Raw genomic sequence first — 21,290 nt, 5'->3', positions numbered from 1 at the left:
TAGCCTCCTCCACTTTGTCGATTCGCTCACCTCTCTGGCCCTACTATCCCCAAATAAAAAACCAGCATCCAATTATACGGGATGCTGGTTTTCATATTTACTTATCCAAAAAGATTCCAAAGTTTGCCGATAAAGGAGAATACTCGCTCAAAGATATATCCTACTAAATCATACTTATCTTCGTCTTTATCTTCCTCTTTGTCTTTCCCTGGATTCTTTTTCACTTGCTTTGTGATCACGACTTCTTCCACTGTCTCATGCCCGGCAAGGTCTACTACTTTAAATTCAAATACATTCTCTCCATCCTCTAGATTGAGTTCAATGTCTTCGATTTTCTCTTTAAAGCGTTTTTTACCATATGGTGAAGAGAGGTCGTGGCTAAATACGTGATTGCCATTCACATAGAAATTAATATCATCAAAGTTATCTTTGATGGTTGCTGAAACTGTTACGCTATCTTCTTTTGTTTTCTTAGGAGCTTTTACTTTAATGGTTGCTTCTGCTGTATCGACAAAGTATCTTCTGCCAATTTCCGTTTCATTACCGGCATTGTCTACCGCCTTAATGTGACGGAAGTAGAAGTCATCCTTTTTGTGTGAAAGGGTTAAAGAGAAGTCATAACGATCTTCCTCTTCGTTATAAACAAGCTCTGCTTTTTTCCCATCAACTGTTACTTCTTTTACACCAGATGCATCTGTTACATAACCGGAAAAGACTACGTCTCTTGAATCATATGCCTCTAATAACTCCGGTGTTAGTAAGTGTAAATCTGGTACAGTTGTATCTGCAGGCTCTTCTACTACTGCCTCTTCTTCTTGCTCATTGCCTGCATAGTCTGTTGCCACTACAGTCACAGTGCTATCTTCATCAAAGTCTGTTAACTCATGCTCTGTTACACTCTCTGTATATGGTGTTTCCAGTACAGATTTACCGTCAACCAATACATCCCATGTAGCTAGCCCACTTCCTTCTCCATCATCAACAGCAACAGTTAATACTTCGCCATTCTCGTCAATGGTCGCATCTACTTCTGGAGCCGTTGTATCAAGGAGTACTGGCAACTCTAATGTTTGCCATTCAGCGTCTTCATAGTCAATGACTGCTGCTGCCTGTAGATAGTATTGTCCATCTTCAGCTAGCTTGTTGTTGATCTTTCCATCCCATGCCCGGTCTCCAGACAAGGAATATTCAGGTGCTGCTCCACCGTCATAATAGTTTTTACTAAGATCTGATTCCAAGCGTATCGTACGTACGACCTTTTTATCTTCATCAAGGACGTTAAATTTTGCTTCCTTCGCATTTCTCAGGAAGGACAAGATGAGCAATGCGTCATCCTGGACGCCATCACCATTTGGTGAGAAGGCAATCTTTCCTGGGTCTGTTTCGCCGGTTTCTAGGTTTTCACCAAGGAATCCATAGCTATCGTCCCCAGTATTCGTAACAACTCCTGTCATGCCATAGAACGTCATTGCATCCCATAGTGGTGTATCAAAGATTGGTGCATCATCCCAAGAACCTCTGAACCCAACATAAGGAACGGTTAATTCTGGATTTGTGTCAGTAGGATCTGTAAAGGTAACAAACCCTTCTACCCAATACCCGTTTGTGAAAATTTCTGCTAGTGAAGCATCGACTTCACTAAGATCAACGCTTACTTCAAGGCTTACTTGTCCATTAGCTGGCACCTCTACGGTTGATAAGGCTTCGCCGTTTACTGTAGCAATGTCGCCAAGATCATTTCCACCAAACATATTTGGTGCAGTGACAAGTACGCCACCACCATCAACAGGTGTATCTGTCTGTGCATTTGCAGAGACATCATACGTTACTGCTTCATCTGAATAGTTTTCTGCAGTTAATTCAAATGTTACTTCATTACTATTAATCTCTTTTAACGCTACTTTCGCTTCATTCGATGCTGACTCTGTTACCACTACTGGTGTTGATAATGCAGCATGGATTTGCATCAATCCTGCACCTTGACGTCGTGGTGATACAGGCGCACCATCAAAATCAACTGGTTTGGAAGTATTTAGCATTAGGTTTTTCGCTTGGTTAACGCGGTTTGCATTTCCATAACCAAATTCCTCATCTACACGCTGAAGTACAAGCGCACTTCCGCCTGAAACATGTGGTGCTGCCATGGAGGTTCCACTCATCAATCCATATTGATTGTCATTTAATGTAGAAAGAATTTGACCACCTGGTGCTGTGATTTCTGGTTTAAAATCAAGGTTTGGAGTTAATCCCCATGAAGAAAATGCACTCATTTTCCCAGCATCTGGATTATCCATTTTTGTCATTTCTCCATCAAATGAAACGGTCACAGCTTGTCCATTTTGAACTGCTTCTGCAAGTAGATCTCCATTACTTTTTAGCATAAATAGATATGGAATTGTGATAGAAGGGTCTGAGGCCATATTTACAATTCCATCTGTGTTGTTGTAAACAATTACCCCTGCTGCTCCTGCATTTTGAGCGTTAAGTCCTTTTTCTGTGAAGGCAATCTCTCCACGCTGAATCAAGACATATTTACCTTCAACATCTTTTCCTTCAAAGTCCTCTGGAAGCCCTAGCCCAGCTTCTACAACTTCATATGCTTCTCCGTCTGTCGAAGGGAAAGTATCCCCTGCAGATAGAAATGCCGCTGTACCTGCTTCTTCATCAATGCTATATTGTAATGCGTCTACTTCCATAAACGTGTTTTCATAAGACGCTACTTGTGTGGAATCATTTGCCACCCCTGGAGAGCCACTTACTCCGTAATCAGGATTGGAGGCATATGGATAAAAGAAACCTTCTGCAAACAATGCTGAGTTACCAGCAGAAATGGACATTAAGATTCCATTGTCTACTGCACGGGATACGGCGCGTTGCTCAGGAGAATCCGCATCAACATAACCTGATGGTGATCCAAGACTCATATTTAATACATCGGCACCAAGCTTGATAGAATCGTCAATCGCTTTAATGTAAATATCACCATAGGTTGTTTGTAGCTCCGGATCATTGCCGAATACTTTTAATGCAAGCAATTGTGCTTCAGGAGCAATCCCTAGAATACCACCGTTATCCTCGTCGCCATTCGCAGCAACAGTTCCGCCTACGTGCATTCCGTGATAGCTTGCCCCACTATGGATTTCACGCACTTCATCATTTTCATCCATGTAGTTATAGCCATATGGCACTTTTTCTGTATAATATTTTCCAGGAAGTCCTTCGTTATTGATTGTGTCCTGAACAAATTCTTCTGACAGTCCACCCTCAACATCTTCAGAAAGAACCATATCCTGATGAGTATAGTCAATGCCAGTATCAATAATACCGACTACCATACCTTCCCCTTTATAACCATAATCTCGCCAAGCTTTTTGTGCTTCTACGAGTTCTTTACTGTACTTCATTTCCGGTTGTACCTTTGGTTGTTCATACTCTGTCACGATAGAAACCGTTTTAACATCAGGAAGTTCTCTAATAAGCTCTAGATCGCCCTGCTTTACTTCCGCACTAAAACCATTGACGACCGTAGTAAATTCTTGTAAGTATTTTGCTTCTACTTTCTTTTTCTTCATCTCTTCTTTTACTGCCTTTTGTTTTGATTTGGCAGCTTTCGTTAATTTCTGCTTCTCAGATTCGCCCATTGTATTAAACATAATACCTTTTTTAGTAGCCTTTTCAATTGGCGCTTCGTCATCCATTTCTACGATGACCCGAACTTGCTTATCAGGGTCCTCTGTTTCCTTCATTTCTGTTGTTTTGGCCTTGTCCTTTTTATTCGCATTCTGTGGCAACGTTTTTTCCGCTGCACTTACCATCGCGAAATTACTAAAGACCATTAATACCGCTAAAAATATAATGGCAATTTTCCTACGCATTTCTCTCCCCCTCTAAAATAGTAATCTACTAAATAAAAAGTTCCTCCTTCTCTGAATGTTTCGTGACATAATATTCAGATATTAATATCATACAGAAAACAAGACTATTGTAATAGCGCCAATAGTCCTGGGTAAGAAGTCTGTTTATTTAAAATTTAACTACAATTTTCCCTCGTTACCTGTTCATTATGTATTAAAAAAGGAAGTCCAACTATTTAATTGAACGCACAGCGTTGCTCCATCTAAAGGACTATTAACGGAAGATAGACAATCAAAAACCCGACAGCTGCACATTTTCACAGTTGTCGGGTTTTGTATCTCTATCTAATTGCTTTAGAACCAGCTATGGTGGAATACGCCTTCTTTATCTTTTCGTTCAAAGGTATGGGCACCAAAATAATCACGCTGTGCTTGGATAAGATTTGCTGGAAGATCCTCACTACGGTAGCTGTCAAAGTATGCAACAGCACTAGAAAGTGTTGGAACAGCAATTCCATTTTTAATTGCAACGGCAACCACTTCACGAAGTGCTGACTGATAACCTTCAACAATTTCCTTGAAGTATGGATCAAGCAGAAGATTTTTCAATTCAGGATCACGGTCATAGGCATCTTTGATTTTTTGTAGGAAATGTGCACGAATGATACAACCTCCGCGCCAAATCATGGCAATATCGCCATAGTTTAAGTCCCAGCCATTTTCCTCAGACTGTGCACGCATTTGGGCGAAGCCTTGAGCGTACGAACAAATTTTACTCATATATAAAGCTTTGCGAATTGCTTCAATAAGCTCTTTCTTGTCCCCTTCATAAGCTTTAGGTGTTGGTCCTGAAATAACACCGCTAGCATGAACGCGTTCTTCTTTTAATGAGGAAATGTAACGAGCAAATACAGATTCTGTGATCAATGGAAGTGGCACCCCTAAATCAAGGGCATTTTTACTTGTCCATTTTCCGGTACCTTTTTGGCCGGCTTTATCAAGGATAACATCAACCATTGGTTTGCCTGTTTCTTCATCATTTTTCGTGAATATATCCGCGGTTATTTCAATTAAATAACTGTCAAGCTCGCCTTTATTCCATTCGGTGAATACCTCATGTAGCTCCTGTGCATCCAAGCCTAATACATGTTTCAGAATGAAGTAGGCTTCTGAGATTAATTGCATGTCACCATATTCAATTCCGTTATGCACCATTTTCACATAATGGCCGGCACCGTCTGGCCCGATGTACGTGGTACAGCTGTCGCCATCTACTTTTGCTGCAATAGCTTCAAAGATTGGTGCGACTAAATCATAGGCTTCTTTTTGGCCACCTGGCATAATAGACGGGCCTTTAAGTGCGCCTTCTTCTCCACCTGATACGCCTGTGCCGATGAAATGAATACCGGATTCACTCAAGCTCTTATTACGGCGGATCGTATCTTCAAATAGCGTGTTTCCGCCATCAATTAAGATATCCCCTTTCTCCAAGTGGGGTTTTAATGATTCAATGGTTGCATCCGTTGCAGGGCCTGCTTTAACCATTAACATAATCTTACGAGGTTTTTCCAGTGACTGAACAAATTCTTCAATCGTTGTGCTTCCGACAAAATTCTTTCCTTTTGCCTCTTCGTTTAAGAACGCTTCTGTTTTCTCTGGTGAGCGATTAAACACAGCAACAGAGTAGCCTCTACTTTCAATATTTAAGGCAAGGTTTTTTCCCATTACTGCCAAACCTATAACGCCAATTTGTTGTTTTGCCATTAGAACTCCTTCTTTCTGATAAATATATCTATGCTTTCTCTAGCATATACTACCTAAAGGTATTACGTCATCTAATCAACCTCTGAGAGTCTATTTTCTAAGTTGTACTTATTTTCCGTAATTATTCAATCCTCCGTGTTACGTTTCTTCTTAAATAGTCTCCCGATTGAATCAAGTACCGGGCGCTTCCCACCCATCACAATTCCGGCAAGCTCCGCAAAAATATGTAATAGTGCTAAAACAAACAGCGTAATTACAAAGGAAATGGTGATATTCGCATTCGAGAACAAAATAGCCATGGCTCCAAATAAGGCACTAAACCCATAGATAATGAGTACCGTGGTGCGATGACTGTATCCTGCATGAAGGAGTTGATAATGAACATGCTTATTATCCGCCATCATAATATTTTCTTTATTATACGCCCTTCTTACAATCGCAAATAAGGTGTCGAATATTGGCACTGCCAGTACTATAATTGGAATAATAAAGCTGAACAAAGCGATATTTTTAAACAAACCGAGCATCGACACGACTGCAATCATATACCCGAGAAAATTTGATCCGGAATCTCCCATATAAATCTTTGCTGGGTAAAAGTTATGAAATAAAAACCCAAGATTTGCGCCAATTAATACGATACTTAAATAGGCGACAAGAAGTTGGGCATCGATAAGCGCCATGATAAATATACTTATTAACGCAATCGTTGTGACACCTGTCGCAAGCCCGTCCAGACCATCGATCAAATTGATTGCATTCGTAATCCCCACGACCCATAAAACCGTGATCAGCACGCTAACAAAGCCCAATTCGACTGTACCGAAGAACGGCAAGGTAAGTTTTTCAATGATTAGGCCTGACGAAACAAGAAAAGAAGCAGCAACTAATTGGCCTGTCAGCTTAACTACTGGCCTGATACTGAAGCGATCATCTAAAGCACCTGTCAAAATGATAACCAGTGCACCGATTAGTATTTCCGGTAGATGCGGATGGCTGGGCTGTAAATAAAGTGCACCCAAAAACGCACCAAGGAAGATAGCAATGCCACCAAGTCTTGGCGTAACTTTTTTATGTACTTTTCGGTGGTTTGGCAGATCCACTGCCCCAATGACGTTAGCAAACTTTATAACGGGATATGTTAACACAAGGGATGAGATAGCTGCGATAAGAAATGCGATTACAATGTCGACATAATTAAACATAAATTTCTCCTATAATTCATGATGACTGACCCTTCTATTTTTCCGTAGAAGAGGATGTTCAAAAAGTCCGGTAAAAATGACACATCGAATTTCTTCGTTAGCTTGCTTTTCCGTTCCTCACGTATTAATTGCATACGTTCCGGCACTCAAAGCTACGCCGCCTTGAACTTCTCGGTCCTTTATATCCTCCTTTTTGAACACACACTAGAACTTTCCTAGATTATATCGAAAAAAGTAAGCTTCAAGCAAGTTTCTTTTTGGAAACAATCGCTAACCCCACGTAGTTCCTTCAAAATGTGCTTCATATGCTGGTTTTTATCGATTATCTCTCTCTGCAAAAACCGTGAAAAAATGAAACATTCACCCTGTTAAGCCGTACTACAACTTGTTGTTGAAAGGAGGTGGATAAAATGGTGGTCTATTATTTTGTCGCAGCTGCTGTTCTGGCTGCATTACCAATACTTACTCTTTATAAAGTCTTAGTGGGAAAACTAAAAGAAGAACCAGCAGCACAAGCAAGCATCCAACAGAAATTTTTTATCGGTGTAGCACTTAGCGAAACAATCCCGCTATTATTAATTGTGTTCGGCTACATAAATCTTACGCCCGTTAACTCGGTGGAAGAGTTGTATATTCCCGGTCTCATTGTTCTCTTCATTATGGCTTACGCTGTTTTCTTTATTTTTCTACAACGCAATGTAGATGTCACACCAGAGGCTAAGCCAATTGTACAATCATTTACACTGATTAGTTTAGCTTTGGCTTTAGGGGTGCCAATTATTGCATTAGTTTCTTTATTTATGATGATGCCATAACAGGAAGCCTATTTCCCTATCACTCCATAAGTGAACATCATTTTGGAGCTGGTTTGAGTTATTACAAAGCAGGGTACCTTCTACAAAAAGGAGGGACCCTAAATGGAACCTAAATTTAAAATTTACCATAACGACGACCAATTAAGTGAAGCGGTTGATAAACTCCGTAACGATGGTATACCTGATGATGATATCTATATCCTTTCTATAGATAATGATCATGATCGCAGAGCAAGAAAAGAAACCGATGCAAATAAAATCGGAGCAAAAGTAACCGGCGTTAGTACGGCACTCAAAAATGTTTTCAAAGGTAAAGGGGACACCATACGTTCAAAACTAAATGAGATTGGCTTTGATAAATCGAAGTCTGAACAATTAAAAGTTGAATTAGATAAAGGGAAGACCTTGCTTGTTGTAACAAACCAAGAACAAATAGATATTTAACTACTTTGTAGCGATGCCTACAGGAGAAAAGAATTCTTTCTTCTGTAGGCTATTTTTATCCCGGGGCAACCGTCCGTAAGATCCCCACTTCAAAACATGAAGTGAGTTTAAGTGGGAGTAAACGGACGCTAACACCCCGATTCGTTCAACTAACAATCAATGGGGGAAGAACAAAACCCCCACTGATTGAAGTTTCACTTTATCTCCATAAACAAAAGTGTAACGAAAAAGTAACCTTTGTCATCTTTTTCGGAGTATCCCCCATATCATCCTCTTTCTATATTTCAAAAATGGCTTGCAAAGAAATAATTGATGTAATATTTGGTATTTATTTAAAATGTGCCTTTATACCGAGTTTCGCCTGTGTCCCGTAAGGCTATAGATAACAAACTTCATAGATAATAAATAAGATCCCCAGAAAGGAGCAAGCAAGTGTGTGACAAGGAGAATAAAACGGTATCCAGACACAAGATGGAACAAAAGCAGCAACCATCCGTCCCATATGCTCTTGCAGGAGGAATTGTAGGAGCTGGTTTTGGTTTCTTAGCTAGTCCAGAAAACGGTAAAAGAATCGTTAACCGAATAGGTCAATCTTCTGTGCTTAAAATTGCTGGACGGGAAGTACTGCGAACTGCCCAGGATATGCTTACAGAGCAGGCTATGTTAGCTTTACGCCAGAATGCAACAGGTTACATCCAAAAGTACACCGACAAATTGCACGAACCAAGACAGGAAACCAATCCAGATGCGTGGGAGAACAACCAAGATCCTTATCAAGAAAAATACGAGGAGTTAAAAGAGGAAAATAAAAACCTCCATAATAATCTGCAACGGATTGAAGACAAGTTAAATACTTTACTTGAGGTGGTTGGGAAGGATGAACAATCACCGTAAAGGGGGAATTTAATGGCAGATGTAGTCAAGAAAACAGTTAAAAAGGTTGCAAAGAAGGCACTTGAAAAAACACCTGATGCGATCGAAGAGAAAGCAAAGGACAAAGTGCAAGAAAAAGCAACAAACCTTATGAAAGATAAAGTAGAAGAGAAAGCAAGATCACAAGCAGAAATGGCTGCCAACAAGTTAAAAAAGGTCAAAGAAAATAACAATAAGAAAGTTCATTCACGAGCCGAAACTGCGAAGGAAACGATGCAGGACAGTCTGTTGGCTGTTCGGGACAAATTGAGTGATGCTAAAGAAGCCGGTGAAGCATTACAGGAGAAAGTAAGTAATGGCAACCGTACCAAAGGCCGAGCTCGCACCATAAAAGGGCCGAATGATATAAAAGGTATTTCCCATATCAAAGGCATTAGTGATCTTAAGAGCACGGCAGATATCAAGAAGGCCACAAATATAAAGTCACCTAAGGATATAAAGACATTAGGTTCAAAATAATCGATTGCGAAAGGAGAATGAATCATGGCAGTACAAAAGAGTACAGACAGTTCAAGCTTAGCAGAGGTTATTGACCGAATTCTTGATAAAGGGATCGTAATTGATGCCTATGTGAGAGTTTCCGTAGTAGGTATCGAGATTTTAACTGTGGAAGCAAGAGTTGTCATCGCAAGTGTTGATACGTGGTTGCGCTATGCAGAAGCTGTTGGGCTACTACGGGATGACGTTGAGGAAGAAGGCTTACCAGCACAGCAAAATGAACGAAATGCTCAGTTTAGTATATAAGTGCGTGTCAAATGATGGAAAAGACGCAATGTTCACTGGAGAACAGTAGGATGGTGCCTGCTGTCCTCCCCTTATTTAAAGGAGTTGGAGGATGCAATGGCTATTAAAGAATTAATGGATAATGTAGCGGAATTTTTCAGAGCAAACGTTGCTCCCCCTCATAAAATTACATCCGTAGAAAAAGGAGAAGAGAATGGCTGGAGAGTAACGATCGAAGTGATCGAAGAAAAAGAGTATATGAGAAAATACGCAAAGGATGAAATGCTAGGTATTTATGAAGTCTTTTTAAATGATGAAGAAGAGGTAACTTCATTTAAGCGCCTAGATATCCGCTACCGAAGCAAGATTGAATAAATGATGCCTTCGATGGTATGTAAAGGAGTGACGGATAAATGACCGAAACAGAACAAACCGGAATCTACATTTTTTGCGCAGTCCAAACAAGCGAACCAATTGATTATGGCCCCATCGATATTGATGGAGTTCCAAGGGATACCTTCGCTGTCCAATATCAAGATGCTGCGATGATCGCCTGTGTAGCTCCCATGAAAATCTATCACCCAAACAAGGAAAATTTAATGATGCACCAATCAATGGTTTCAAGAGTGATGGAAGCAAATGATACAGTCATCCCTATCAGTTTCGGAAATGTATTTAAAACGGAGAAGGATGTCCAAATATTACTCGAAAACCTTTATGGCCAGTTTACTGAAATTTTTCCAGAGATTAAGGGGAAAATTGAAGTTGGTTTAAAGGTGATTGGAAAAAAGGAGTGGCTAGAAAAGAAAGTACAGGAAGATCCTGAGCTGGGGAAAATGGCAGCGACCACGAAGAGCAAGTCAGCCGCAGCTGGGTACTATGACCGTATAAAGCTTGGCGGAGCAGCGAAGAGTTTCATCACGAGCCTTAGACAGGATGTGCAAAAAAACATTTACCACCCTCTTAAATCCCAGGCAACTGCAGCTACTTCAAATGAGACACAAGGGGAGAAAATTTTATTAAATGCCTCCTTTTTAGTCGACCGCGAAAAAGAGGAGCAATTCGATGAACTGGTCAATGAACGGCATGATCAGTGGAAGGATAAAGTAGACTTTCAATACACTGGTCCATGGCCAGCCTATAATTTCATCAATATTCGTCTAAGTGTTGAGGAAGCCTGATGCTTGTCTCAGGGTCTATTAAAACCATTATCGGTATAGCCAAGAAAGTACAGGAAGAAGTCGATAAGGAACTATATGACCTACCGACAATACAGCAAAAGCTTATTCAATTGCAGATGATGTACGAATTGGAAGAAATACCTGAAGAAACGTATAAAGCGAAAGAAACAGAATTACTTTTACGTTATGAAGTGGCTAAGAAAAAAGAAATGGAACAATGGGAAGCACTTACGACGCAAAAGGAAGAGGATTAAAATGAGTAATCTAATTTATTTATACGGCCTTGTGCCAACAGAAGAAATGGAAAAGGAATCTTTATCTAATCTGACAGGTTTTGACGGAAAAAGCAGTATATATTCGTTACCAATTGGCGACATAACGGCCATTGTATGTGCGTTACCAGCAGATGATTATAATGCTGCAACGATTGAAACCAAACTAAACCAAGACATGGAATGGTTGCAAAATAAAGCATTTCATCACCATGAAACCATTACAGCACTTCACCAACAATATACGTTTATTCCATTGAAGTTTTGTACAATTTACGAGGACACAGCAAATCTTTACGAAACTATTAGATCTAACGAAAAACAGCTTAATGATTCTTTTCAAACCCTTCATGCTAGTGAGGAATGGACCTTAAAAATCTATTGTAATGAACAAAAGCTACGTGAATCTATTAAACAATCAGATCCTGAGATTGAAAAACAGAAAGAAGAAATAGCAAAACTTCCTCGAGGCAGACAATTCTTCGAAAAAAAGAAGATTGATTCCCTTGTTGGTAAACAGCTCGACCAAGAAAAAGACAGATTTGGAGAAACCCTCCATCGATTAGTAAAAGACGTTGCAACAAACTATACCGTAAAGAAAAACTGGAACAAGGATATGACAGGTCTAAAAGAAGAGATGGTTTGGAACAGTGCCTACTTGGTGCCTAAGGAAAAAGTCGAAAACTTTATAAATATCATTCTGAGGTTTGAAAAAGAGCAGGCAGACACCGTGTGGAGAATTGAAGCAACAGGGCCTTGGCCGGCATATCATTTCTCCGATTTTTCTCAAAGTGAGGCTAAAAGTTATGCCAACAACTCGTGAAACAATTGCTAATAAAGAAGTAGGCTTGATTGATATTTTGGATGTCATCCTCGACAAAGGGGTTGCCATCAAGGGGGACTTAATTATTTCGATTGCAGGAGTTGATCTGGTCTATCTTGATTTACGTGTACTGATAGCCTCCGTAGAAACACTTGTCCAGTCCTATAATCATCCAGAGGTTACCTCAGATAATTTCGACAACCAAAGGAGGGATTTGCTCGATGCTACAGGACAGCAATCAGAGTGGACGAATTAACCTTGATCCAGACAGCGCTCAAGACGGTCTTGCCCAACTTGTTATGACCGTCATAGAGCTTTTAAGACAAGTAGTGGAACGGCACGCAATCAGACGGGTTGAAGGCGGCACTTTAACTGATGAGCAAATTGAAGATCTTGGCATTGCCCTTATGAATTTAGAGGAAAAAATGGAAGAGCTGAAAGAAATATTCGGTCTGGATGCCGAGGACTTAAATATTGATCTTGGGCCATTAGGAAATCTTATGTAATAAAGTGAAACTTCAATCAGGGGGAGTTTTCATTCTTCCCCACTGATTGTTAGTTAAACGAATCGGGGTGTTAGCGTCCGTTTACTCCCACTAAAAACTAACTGTTTCACTTCATATTTTGAAGTGGGAGTCTTACGGACGATTGCCCCGGGAGAAATAGGAGGGCTGCTATATGCCTGTCGAACAACAATTACAGCAAGGCAACGGACCTAGTAATCTTGTTGACGTCCTGGAGAAAGTATTAGATAAGGGCGTCGTAATTGCCGGAGATATTTCCGTAGGCATTGCCGATGTAGAACTGTTGACGATTAAAATTCGTCTCATTGTCTCTTCGGTTGATAAAGCCAAAGAAATAGGAATGGATTGGTGGGAAACAGATCCATATCTGTCTTCAAAAGCCACGGAAAAAACGACAGCTTTAGAACAAGAGAATAAACAATTGCATGAAAGGCTTAATGCATTAGAGGATAAATTGTCCAAAAATGAATCTACTACACAGACAACAGGAGGGGAAAATAATGACCAAGGATAAAAACACTAGCGACAAAAAAGGTGGAGCCATCAAACGAGTGGCAACTGGAGGGGTTGTAGGAGCAACAGTTGGTTATTTATCCGCACCACAGAACAGGAAAAAACTTATGACTAACTTAAGTAAGGAAGTGCTTGTAAACAAAGGAAATCAAATAGGCTCCCTTACAAAAGAAAAATTAAGTACGTTGAAGGATTCAGGAAAAGAAAAATCTACAAACGCCTACCAAAGCATAAAAGACTCTACTACTAGTCTATTAAAGAAGAGGAAAGATGAAGATAGTAATACAGATACAGATCAAGATGAATCTTTCGAGTTACCAGAAGCTGATGATGAAGAAGAACTTCAGAACACTGGCGCGCGAGATAAAGAGTATGATGCATTAAAAGAGGAAAACGAATCGTTACAAACTAGGCTGGATAAACTTGAAGAAAAAATGAATCAATTCTTGGACGCTCAACGTAACGAGGACAAGGGAAGCCAAGATGACAGCGAAGGTCAAGAAGATAATGAAGACCAGGATGACAACGAAAACCAAGAAGATAGTGAAGGCCAAGATGACGACGAAAGTCTAGAAGATAGTAAAGACCAGGATGATAGCGAAAGTCTAGAAGATAATGAAGACCAGGATGACAGCGAAGACGACGAAGAGGAAGACAACGAGACAGAAACAGAGGATGAGAAAAAGTCTTCTCCTAAACTTAATGCAAATAAAAAATCCAGTAAGGGAAAAAAGGCTTCAGGAAGTAAAAAGACCACAAAGAAACCTGATAAATCTAGCAGTAATACAAAATCTACAAAAGCGAAAAAGAAATCTGCTGATTCTAGCGAAGATGAGACCGATATTGAAAGCAATGACGACACCTCTTCCTAGGCATAGAATTTTGAGCAAAAAGGAGAGATATGATGAGTGAATCCTTGATGAAAGATAATATACTATCTTATTTTGTGGTAGCTTCCAATAAGCATGATTTTAATCTCGATATTTCCCTGCTCGTAAATGGAGCACTCGTTTCAGGCACTTTAATCTCTGCACAAGATTATTTTCAGACATTAAGCAAGTCTTTTGAAGACGGGAATGACATTTCCAAGACTGTCGGTGAACAGCTAGCAAAAACGAGCGAATCCTTGGCATCCCAAGATAACCCTGATCAGCCTGAATATATTCATCTAAAAAACTCGCAAATCTATTTCGGGGGAAATAAGCCTACACCTTCAAAAGGAGATATCCTATGGAGAGGTAAATTAAGTGAAGTTGACAGTTTTTTCCTAGGAAAGATCACCGAATCAAAAAATACGAGTAGCGGCAAGTAGACAGATAATATCCATAAAGAAGCAGAACCATGGTATATCTAGTGGTTCTGCTTCTTTGTAGTTTTACCCTCTACACTTACTTTCCTTATTTCGAACCACTTCACTATTTTTATTCTTTTCTTTATGCCATCTACCCCTTATACTTTTATCATATCAAAAAATGAAAGCGCGGTAATCGAATGGATGAACGGAGAGTAATTTCCAATGTATGTATGCTCGCTGGAAAGATTATGCTGGAGAGTGGTGCAGAAACCTATCGTGTAGAAGATACGATGAATCGAATGGCAGCTGCTTTTCAATTGACTGAGGCAGAAAGCTATGCAACCCCAACTGGGATTAATTTTTCTACGGACAGTGAGGAAGCCTCCCACTTTCGCCGTATCTCAAAGCGTTCAACAGATTTACATAAAATAGCAGAAGTAAATAGTATATCTCGGCAAATTGTGGCAGAAGGTCTTGACCCACGGGAAGCGCTTCTCTTATTAAAAGGCGTTTCTTCTTCAAAAGAACAGTATCCACCTTGGCTTTTGATTATAGCTGCTGCTCTCGTTAGTGGCAGCTTTGCCATCATGTTTGGTGGGCAATGGGAGGATTTCCTGCCAGCTTTTTTAGCTGGTGGAGTTGGATTTACTGCAATGATTGGCTTTGAGAAGCTCATTGAGATGCGCTTCTTTGCAGAGTTTTTCGCTTCCTTTGTTATTGGCGTTCTTGCGGTATGTTGTCTACATTTTTCAATTGGGATAAACCTGGATAAGATTATTATCGGGGCTGTTATGCCACTGGTGCCTGGCCTGCATATCACGAATGCAGTAAGAGATCTTATGGCTGGCCACTTGGTAGCAGGGGTTTCAAAAGGTGTGGAAGCGATGTTGACAGCATTTGCTATCGGGGCAGGAGTCGCTGTGGTCTTTGCCTTTATTTAACAGGAGATTGACTTGAATGAGGTGTTTTTTATGATATTCGCACAATGTATTACTAGTTTCATAGCCGCCGCTGGCTTTGGCATTTTATTTAACGCCCCGCGGAAAGCCCTTATCCAATGTGGACTCGTTGGCATGTTCGGTTGGCTTTTATATTATATTTTAGTAGCAGAAGGCATTGATGTGGTACCCGCTACCGTTTTTGCGGCAATGCTCGTTGCAGTGCTAAGCCATGTTTGTGCAAAGTTGTACCGTACTCCCATTATTATTTTTAATGTTTCTGGAATTATTCCACTTGTGCCAGGGGGCATTGCTTATGATGCGATGCGTAACTTTGTAGAAAATGATTACTTTCATGCGGTTCAGTTATCCGCAAAAGTGATGTTGCTTGCTGGTAGCATTGCCATTGGTCTAATGTTCTCAGAAGTAGTCAATCAACTTTTTCGTAAATCATGGGATTGGTTAAAACCATAAGACAGTTCACTTTTGCTGTATAGGTTTTAAGCTTATGTAAAAGCTAATTAAGAGAGCAAATGACTGTAGAGAACTTTCCTGCTCTAGGGGGTATATTACGCCTTTCATTTAGCTCTAATTTTCGTTCTAGTGTATCGCATCGGTTTGATTAGTTGATTTATCATTTTTTTCCTTATAGAATTATGTATTATCTCAAATGAAATGGAGAGGCTTTTTTTGACTAACCTACACACACCTAAAGCAGTTATTGTTATTTTCGGCGCAACAGGGGATTTAGCGAAACGAAAGCTCTTCCCTTCTATTTATAAATTATATAAGAGTGGTAAAATTGGCGACGATTTCGCAGTCGTTGGCTTGGCAAGAAGACCATGGACCAATGAGGTATTCCGCACGAATGTCAGGGAATCTCTGCAAAATGCACTGTCTATGGAAGAGGATACAGAAGAGTTTACTTCCCATTTTTACTACCATCCATTTGATGTAACGCAAGCTGAATCCTATACGGAACTTAATGGTTTAATTACCGACTTGGAGTCTACATATAACACAGATGGTAACAGAATCTTTTATTTGGCCATGGCTCCAGAATATTTCGGGTCTATTGCCCATCGCCTTGAAGAATATGGCTTAAAGAACAGCGATGGCTGGACACGTCTTGTGATTGAAAAACCGTTCGGTCATGATCTTAAATCAGCAAAAGAATTGAACAAAGAAATTCGAGTAGCATTCAATGAAGATCAAATCTATCGTATTGATCATTATCTAGGCAAGGAAATGGTACAAAACATTGAAGTAATCCGCTTTGCAAATGGTATTTTCGAACACTTGTGGAACAATCGATCCATTTCCAATGTTCAAATTACATCTAGCGAGGAGCTTGGTGTAGAAGAACGCGCACGCTATTATGACCATTCTGGTGCCGCAAGAGATATGGTCCAAAACCATATGCTGCAAATGGTAGCATTGCTTGCAATGGAACCGCCAATTAAATTGACCACTGATGAAATACGCTCTGAAAAAGTAAAAGCATTACGCGCATTACGTCAGCTAGAGCCAGAGGAAGTGGACGAGTACTTCGTACGAGGACAATATGGCAAAGGTACGATAAAAGGAAACGAATTAGTTGGATATCGTGAAGAAGCAAATGAGCTTCATGATTCCAATACAGAGACATTCGTTGCCGGCAAGGTAATGATTGATAACTACCGCTGGGCTGGTGTCCCTTTCTATATTCGTACAGGGAAACGGATGGCGGAAAAATGCACAAAAATCGTTGTAGAATTTAAGGATATTCCGATGAACCTTTACTATAAGGAAGAGGCGGAAAAGCATCCTAATTTGCTTGTCATTAATATTCAGCCAAACGAGGGTATCACATTATACCTAAATGCTAAAAAATCTGGTATGGGATCCATGGCAGAGCCAATTCAACTCTCCTACACGAATAATGGCGTTAGTGGTATTAATACCCCAGAGGCTTATGAAAAACTCCTATTTGATTGCATGATTGGGGATACAACTAACTTCACACATTGGGATGAAGTTGCCCATTCTTGGGCTTTTATCGACACTGTCCTAAACAGATGGCAAGAGGTGAAAGCAGACTTCCCTAACTATACTTCCGGATCTATGGGGCCTGATGCAGCAAACCAGCTGTTAGAAAAAGACGGCTTCCACTGGTGGGATGTAGCGAAGAGTGAATAGCAAATAAGTCACTAAGTTTCTATTTAATACACAGTCTAAGTCTAAAATAAGTTTACTTTAAGCCCCGAACAGTTTCGGGGCTACTTTTTTGGAGAAAAAAGTTACTAAATGCTAATATCTGTTAATTATTTGACGAATTTTTGTCGACTTAGATATAAAGTAATGGTAAAATAGACATGCAATATAAATTTTATAGGTACAAAGGAGGGTTAAAATGTCACCATCTAGGATTTTGAAATGGATAACTGGAGCTTTTGAAGCATTCCTAGGTATACCAGCTATCGGAGGCGCATTTATAGTAAGTCTTTTATGGACACCACTTGCCATTATGCTAGTACTACATATTATTACTTTGGTGTTAACCAAAAAAGACGGCGGTGCTACAACTGGTAGTATTCTAGGAATTGTAACATCATGCGTAGGATGGATACCTTTTGTTGGGATGATAATGCATATTCTTTCTGCAGTATTCTTGATGATTAATGCAGCAACTCCAGATAAAAAGATTGTAGAACAGCCTAAAGCAGTGTAATAGTAGAAAGATTAACATTAGCAGTTTCGAATATATATCGAGGCTGCTGTTTTTTTGTGGAGTAATAGTTTATTGTACTCGTGACTTGGTGGGCGATGGTTTCGCTCACGGCTGATACTCCCCTCCTCTCAGCCGATGTCCCTCTCTTGCACTGCCGATGCTCTCTCACCCTTCTAACCACTAAAAAAAGAGCCCTTCGCCGTAAAGCGAAGAGCTCTTATCCTATTCTATTAAGCCTTTTTTCTTTTTTCTTCTTTTTGTTATTTTTAATGTTAAATCATCAAACAGGGTGTACACCACTGGGATGAGTAGTAGTGTAAAGATACTTGAGACACCAAGTCCAAAGATGATGGTTACTGCTAGCGGTTGTTGTGTTTCCGCTCCTTCCCCTAGTGCGAGGGCAAGTGGAACCATTGCTAGGATAGTTGTTAATGTTGTCATCAAGATTGGGCGCAGTCTGCTTGGTCCTGCTTCTAAGATTGCTTCGTAACGATCTTTACCGTTTCGTCGCAAAATATTAATATAGTCAACCAGTACAATGGAGTTATTTACCACAATACCGGCGAGCATAATAATCCCTATAAATGCTGGGATACTTAATGGGATACCTGCCACAAATAATCCTAGTAGCACCCCGACAACTGTCGTAGGCATTGCAAACATAATGATTAGTGGAAACAGGAAGTTTTCAAACTGAATTGCCATTACCGCGTACACGAGAAAGATGGAAAATACCAAGGCTAATGCCAAATCGGTGAATGACTCTGCCATATCTTGTGCTTGCCCGCCAATGGAATAATTGTAACCATCGGGTAAATTCATCTCTTCCAATGCCGCTTCAACATCGGAGACTACGCTCCCGAGATCACGACCCGAAATGTCACTGGTTATATTCAGCTGTGGTTGTTGATTTTCCCTGGTTAATGCTGCTGGTCCCTGCATGCTTTCAAGGTCTGCTACCTCTTCAAGTGGAATAACAGCACCACTTGGCGTTTGAATTTTAGTATCTCGTAAATCATTAATACTTGAGCGTTCGCCCTCAGGGTAGATCATGGTAACATCCATTTCCTGGCCTGCTTCACGATACTGTGTGGCTACTTGGCCAGTAAATTGTAACTGGATTTGTCCAGAGACTTGATCCTGTGTTAATCCATACATTGCTGCTTTTTCTTTGTCTACCACAATGTTCATTTGTGGGATGCCCTCATCCGCCCCACTTTCTGGATTATACACACCTTCTATATCAGAAATTTTGTTTACGACTTGATCTGAAAGCTCTGTTAGGACCTCATGCTCTGGGCCGTTTAACTGAATTTGAATCGGGTCCCCGGTTCCCATTCCTGAATCCATAGAGCTTACGGTTATTTCTGCTCCGGCAATGTCTTGCAAGGCTTTATCAATATCTTGCACGATATCTGCGGTAGTTTCCTCACGTTCACCTGATGGTGTTAACTGCATCGTGTAAGTGGCTGTATTACCGCCACCGCCACCAATGCCGTTTCCTCCGCCAATGCTGACATAATTGGTTTCAATATCGCTTTCGAAATCTGTAAGTTTTTCATTCACTTGATCTACAATACTTTCGGTATGTTCAAGCGTACTTCCTAACTCTGTCTCGACTCGAACTTCCACTTGGCCTTGGTCTGCCGATGGAATGAATTCTGCCCCAATGAACGGGATAAGACCTAAGCTCGCTACGATCGCTAATATTGATGCGATAACGGATGTTTTTCTATGACCAAGCACCCATTTCAGTACACTACGATACTTGTCGTTTATCCAGCCTAAGAATCGGTCAAACCAGTATCTTCTTCCGTTATCCTCCATTGCTTTTGAGAGCAATTTGGATGAAAGCATCGGCACTAGCGTAACTGCCACAATCAGTGAGGCAATTAACGAGAACGATACCGCTAAAGCCAATGGCGTAAATAGATCGGAAGCAATTCCTTCTACATAAATAATTGGCAAGAATACAACCAATGTTGTCGTCGTAGAAGCAATAACGGCTGGAGCCAGTTCAGATGCACCCTTCGTTGCTGATTCGACGAGACTGTATCCTCGCTTTCGGTAAGAGTATATGTGCTCTAGAATAACGATGGAACTATCCACCATCATACCGAGACCTAACGCCAGTCCGCCTAATGTAAGGATATTTAGTGTTTCTCCTGTAAAGTACATCAATGTAAATGTTGCAATAATGGCAATTGGAATCGATAATCCAATAACCAATGTCGCTCGGACACTCTTTAAGAATAGCAACAAGATAAAGATGGATATAAGACCACCAATGATAATGTTTTGTACAACAGAATCAATTGACATTTGAATAAAGTCTGATGTATCAATGATTACGTCCAATCCAACATCTGCTGGCAGGTTTTCCTTTATCTCTTGTAAACTATCTTCCACAGTAGTGGCAACATCTACCGTATTACTATCGGTTTTTTTAAGGATGGATAACACAACAGAAGGCTTTCCATTTACAAGTGTTGTACTCGACTCCTCTTTAAATGAGTCTTCCACTTTTGCAAGGTCTTCTACATGTACTGTGCTACCGGATTCTGTTTGGATAATCGTTTTTTCAATATCTTCTATCGATTCAAATTGTCCAGTCATTCGAAGCTGTAGATCTTTATTCCCTTGTTCCACAGTTCCGACAGAGGCATTTTGATTCGTGCTCCCCAGTGTCTGGGCAATTGTTTGGGCTGTTACACCATATTGCTGCAAACTTTCCTGGTCTAAAATAAGTTGAATTTCTCTTTCCTGGCTACCTTCAACCGTTACAGAACCTACGCCATCCTGTCTTTCCAAAAGAGGAACTACTTGCTCATCCGCAACTTCGGTTAAAGAGGCGGTGTCCTTCCCTGTTAGTCCAACCCACATGACTGGTAGTTGATCAGGGTTAAAACGCATGATTCTAGGGTCACCTGATTGTCCAGGCAATGTACCGCTAACCTGGTCGATACTTTCCCTAACGTCTAACAATGCCTGATCGAGGTCTGTTCCATTACTGAACATCATCACAACCAAGGACGAACCTGCCTGGGATTGTGATTGTACTGTTTCGATACCTTCTACTGTACTAACAGCTGATTCGATTGGCCGACTGACCAAATTCTCTACTTCTTCTGGCGCAGCATCTTGATAGGATGTAGCTACCACAGCCACTGGTAAATCTATTTTGGGAAATAGATCAATCGTTAGGCTTCGTACGGAAACTACTCCTAGTGCAATGATTGCCAGCACAATCATGATAACGCCAACCGGGCGCTTAACGGATGTATTTACTATTTTCAA

Annotated in this window: 22 protein-coding genes; 18 read left to right on the top strand and 4 right to left on the bottom strand. The window is 40.5% G+C overall.

Going from position 1 to position 21,290, the window contains the following annotated elements; all coding sequences use genetic code 11:
- Positions 1-101: 101 nt before the first annotated feature.
- From K3T81_RS02455 to K3T81_RS02445, 3 genes are all read right to left on the bottom strand, one after another.
- The gene (locus K3T81_RS02455; RefSeq protein ID WP_238018019.1) at positions 102-3,875 is read right to left on the bottom strand and encodes a S8 family serine peptidase; all 3,774 of its coding nucleotides are present in this window, start codon (positions 3,873-3,875) and stop codon (positions 102-104) included.
- Between the two features lie 333 nt (positions 3,876-4,208).
- Positions 4,209-5,618 (bottom strand): NADP-dependent phosphogluconate dehydrogenase, encoded by a 1,410-nt coding sequence (gene gndA / locus K3T81_RS02450; RefSeq protein WP_238018017.1) that lies wholly within the window; start codon positions 5,616-5,618, stop codon positions 4,209-4,211.
- A 125-nt stretch (positions 5,619-5,743) separates the two neighbouring features.
- On the bottom strand, positions 5,744-6,823 hold the full coding sequence (locus K3T81_RS02445) for a glycosyltransferase family 4 protein (RefSeq protein ID WP_106897983.1): 1,080 nt from the start codon (positions 6,821-6,823) through the stop codon (positions 5,744-5,746).
- Positions 6,824-7,233: 410 nt separating this feature from the next.
- Here K3T81_RS02445 and K3T81_RS02440 point away from each other — a divergent pair, with 410 nt between their 5' ends.
- The 18 genes from K3T81_RS02440 to K3T81_RS02355 all read left to right on the top strand — a co-directional run bounded on the left by K3T81_RS02440 (position 7,234) and on the right by K3T81_RS02355 (position 17,993).
- The gene (locus K3T81_RS02440; protein WP_106897984.1) at positions 7,234-7,638 is read left to right on the top strand and encodes a hypothetical protein; all 405 of its coding nucleotides are present in this window, start codon (positions 7,234-7,236) and stop codon (positions 7,636-7,638) included.
- Between the two features lie 102 nt (positions 7,639-7,740).
- Complete coding sequence (locus K3T81_RS02435) at positions 7,741-8,082, top strand: YflT domain-containing protein (RefSeq protein WP_238018015.1); 342 nt, start codon at positions 7,741-7,743, stop codon at positions 8,080-8,082.
- A 432-nt stretch (positions 8,083-8,514) separates the two neighbouring features.
- Positions 8,515-8,976: a GvpT/GvpP family gas vesicle accessory protein gene (gvpT, locus tag K3T81_RS02430; RefSeq protein ID WP_238018013.1), complete on the top strand. Its 462-nt coding sequence runs from the start codon at positions 8,515-8,517 to the stop codon at positions 8,974-8,976.
- 12 nt (positions 8,977-8,988) lie between these two features.
- Positions 8,989-9,474 (top strand): gas vesicle protein GvpQ, encoded by a 486-nt coding sequence (gene gvpQ, locus K3T81_RS02425; protein WP_238018011.1) that lies wholly within the window; start codon positions 8,989-8,991, stop codon positions 9,472-9,474.
- Between the two features lie 24 nt (positions 9,475-9,498).
- A complete protein-coding gene (gvpJ, locus tag K3T81_RS02420; RefSeq protein WP_106897988.1) occupies positions 9,499-9,759 on the top strand; it encodes a gas vesicle protein GvpJ in 261 nt (86 codons plus the stop codon).
- A gap of 96 nt (positions 9,760-9,855) precedes the next feature.
- Positions 9,856-10,113 carry a gas vesicle protein GvpO gene (gene gvpO / locus K3T81_RS02415; RefSeq protein ID WP_036578417.1) on the top strand — a complete coding sequence of 86 codons (258 nt, stop codon included), beginning with the start codon at positions 9,856-9,858 and terminating at the stop codon, positions 10,111-10,113.
- Positions 10,114-10,151: 38 nt separating this feature from the next.
- On the top strand, positions 10,152-10,919 hold the full coding sequence (locus K3T81_RS02410) for a GvpL/GvpF family gas vesicle protein (protein ID WP_238018009.1): 768 nt from the start codon (positions 10,152-10,154) through the stop codon (positions 10,917-10,919).
- Positions 10,919-11,173 carry a gas vesicle protein GvpG gene (locus K3T81_RS02405; RefSeq protein ID WP_199848496.1) on the top strand — a complete coding sequence of 85 codons (255 nt, stop codon included), beginning with the start codon at positions 10,919-10,921 and terminating at the stop codon, positions 11,171-11,173. The genes K3T81_RS02410 and K3T81_RS02405 overlap by 1 nt, the downstream gene beginning before the upstream one ends.
- Position 11,174: 1 nt before the next feature.
- On the top strand, positions 11,175-12,014 hold the full coding sequence (locus tag K3T81_RS02400; protein WP_238018007.1) for a GvpL/GvpF family gas vesicle protein: 840 nt from the start codon (positions 11,175-11,177) through the stop codon (positions 12,012-12,014).
- Positions 11,998-12,270, top strand: coding sequence for a gas vesicle protein (locus K3T81_RS02395; protein WP_238018006.1), 273 nt, complete (start codon positions 11,998-12,000; stop codon positions 12,268-12,270). Before K3T81_RS02400 ends, K3T81_RS02395 begins: the two co-directional genes overlap by 17 nt.
- Positions 12,236-12,520 carry a gas vesicle protein K gene (locus K3T81_RS02390; RefSeq protein ID WP_238018004.1) on the top strand — a complete coding sequence of 95 codons (285 nt, stop codon included), beginning with the start codon at positions 12,236-12,238 and terminating at the stop codon, positions 12,518-12,520. The genes K3T81_RS02395 and K3T81_RS02390 overlap by 35 nt, the downstream gene beginning before the upstream one ends.
- Positions 12,521-12,692: 172 nt before the next feature.
- The gene (locus K3T81_RS02385) at positions 12,693-13,052 is read left to right on the top strand and encodes a gas vesicle protein (RefSeq protein ID WP_238018002.1); all 360 of its coding nucleotides are present in this window, start codon (positions 12,693-12,695) and stop codon (positions 13,050-13,052) included.
- Positions 13,039-13,923: a YtxH domain-containing protein gene (gene gvpT / locus K3T81_RS02380; protein WP_238018001.1), complete on the top strand. Its 885-nt coding sequence runs from the start codon at positions 13,039-13,041 to the stop codon at positions 13,921-13,923. Before K3T81_RS02385 ends, gvpT (K3T81_RS02380) begins: the two co-directional genes overlap by 14 nt.
- A gap of 32 nt (positions 13,924-13,955) precedes the next feature.
- Entirely contained in the window at positions 13,956-14,363 is a 408-nt protein-coding gene (gene gvpU / locus K3T81_RS02375; RefSeq protein WP_106897996.1) for a gas vesicle accessory protein GvpU, read from the top strand.
- Between the two features lie 179 nt (positions 14,364-14,542).
- Positions 14,543-15,286, top strand: coding sequence for a threonine/serine exporter family protein (locus K3T81_RS02370; RefSeq protein WP_238017999.1), 744 nt, complete (start codon positions 14,543-14,545; stop codon positions 15,284-15,286).
- A gap of 12 nt (positions 15,287-15,298) precedes the next feature.
- Positions 15,299-15,757, top strand: a complete 459-nt coding sequence (locus K3T81_RS02365; RefSeq protein WP_202606593.1) for a threonine/serine exporter family protein — start codon at positions 15,299-15,301, stop codon at positions 15,755-15,757.
- Between the two features lie 201 nt (positions 15,758-15,958).
- Positions 15,959-17,461, top strand: coding sequence for a glucose-6-phosphate dehydrogenase (gene zwf / locus K3T81_RS02360; protein WP_420830769.1), 1,503 nt, complete (start codon positions 15,959-15,961; stop codon positions 17,459-17,461).
- A 214-nt stretch (positions 17,462-17,675) separates the two neighbouring features.
- Entirely contained in the window at positions 17,676-17,993 is a 318-nt protein-coding gene (locus tag K3T81_RS02355) for a hypothetical protein (protein ID WP_238017995.1), read from the top strand.
- 222 nt (positions 17,994-18,215) lie between these two features.
- Here K3T81_RS02355 and K3T81_RS02350 read toward each other — a convergent pair whose 3' ends face one another.
- Entirely contained in the window at positions 18,216-21,290 is a 3,075-nt protein-coding gene (locus K3T81_RS02350; protein ID WP_238017993.1) for an efflux RND transporter permease subunit, read from the bottom strand.

It is taken from the genome of Oceanobacillus jordanicus (genome assembly GCF_022095695.1).
GTDB lineage: Bacteria > Bacillota > Bacilli > Bacillales > Amphibacillaceae > Oceanobacillus_B > Oceanobacillus_B jordanicus.
Note: the sequence above shows the minus strand (reverse complement) of the source record. Positions and strands in the feature narration are given on the sequence as shown.

Bases quoted from the DNA above. Each gene is read 5' to 3' on its own strand.
- K3T81_RS02455 (WP_238018019.1), bottom strand. From the start codon at position 3,875: ATGCGTAGGAAAATTGCCATTATATTTTTAGCGGTATTAATGGTCTTT.
- gndA (WP_238018017.1), bottom strand. From the start codon at position 5,618: ATGGCAAAACAACAAATTGGCGTTATAGGTTTGGCAGTAATGGGAAAA.
- K3T81_RS02445 (WP_106897983.1), bottom strand. From the start codon at position 6,823: ATGTTTAATTATGTCGACATTGTAATCGCATTTCTTATCGCAGCTATC.
- K3T81_RS02440 (WP_106897984.1), top strand. From the start codon at position 7,234: ATGGTGGTCTATTATTTTGTCGCAGCTGCTGTTCTGGCTGCATTACCA.
- K3T81_RS02435 (WP_238018015.1), top strand. From the start codon at position 7,741: ATGGAACCTAAATTTAAAATTTACCATAACGACGACCAATTAAGTGAA.
- gvpQ (WP_238018011.1), top strand. From the start codon at position 8,989: ATGGCAGATGTAGTCAAGAAAACAGTTAAAAAGGTTGCAAAGAAGGCA.
- gvpJ (WP_106897988.1), top strand. From the start codon at position 9,499: ATGGCAGTACAAAAGAGTACAGACAGTTCAAGCTTAGCAGAGGTTATT.
- gvpO (WP_036578417.1), top strand. From the start codon at position 9,856: ATGGCTATTAAAGAATTAATGGATAATGTAGCGGAATTTTTCAGAGCA.
- K3T81_RS02410 (WP_238018009.1), top strand. From the start codon at position 10,152: ATGACCGAAACAGAACAAACCGGAATCTACATTTTTTGCGCAGTCCAA.
- K3T81_RS02405 (WP_199848496.1), top strand. From the start codon at position 10,919: ATGCTTGTCTCAGGGTCTATTAAAACCATTATCGGTATAGCCAAGAAA.
- K3T81_RS02400 (WP_238018007.1), top strand. From the start codon at position 11,175: ATGAGTAATCTAATTTATTTATACGGCCTTGTGCCAACAGAAGAAATG.
- K3T81_RS02395 (WP_238018006.1), top strand. From the start codon at position 11,998: ATGCCAACAACTCGTGAAACAATTGCTAATAAAGAAGTAGGCTTGATT.
- K3T81_RS02390 (WP_238018004.1), top strand. From the start codon at position 12,236: ATGCTACAGGACAGCAATCAGAGTGGACGAATTAACCTTGATCCAGAC.
- K3T81_RS02385 (WP_238018002.1), top strand. From the start codon at position 12,693: ATGCCTGTCGAACAACAATTACAGCAAGGCAACGGACCTAGTAATCTT.
- gvpT (WP_238018001.1), top strand. From the start codon at position 13,039: ATGACCAAGGATAAAAACACTAGCGACAAAAAAGGTGGAGCCATCAAA.
- gvpU (WP_106897996.1), top strand. From the start codon at position 13,956: ATGAGTGAATCCTTGATGAAAGATAATATACTATCTTATTTTGTGGTA.
- K3T81_RS02370 (WP_238017999.1), top strand. From the start codon at position 14,543: ATGGATGAACGGAGAGTAATTTCCAATGTATGTATGCTCGCTGGAAAG.
- zwf (WP_420830769.1), top strand. From the start codon at position 15,959: ATGGAGAGGCTTTTTTTGACTAACCTACACACACCTAAAGCAGTTATT.
- K3T81_RS02355 (WP_238017995.1), top strand. From the start codon at position 17,676: ATGTCACCATCTAGGATTTTGAAATGGATAACTGGAGCTTTTGAAGCA.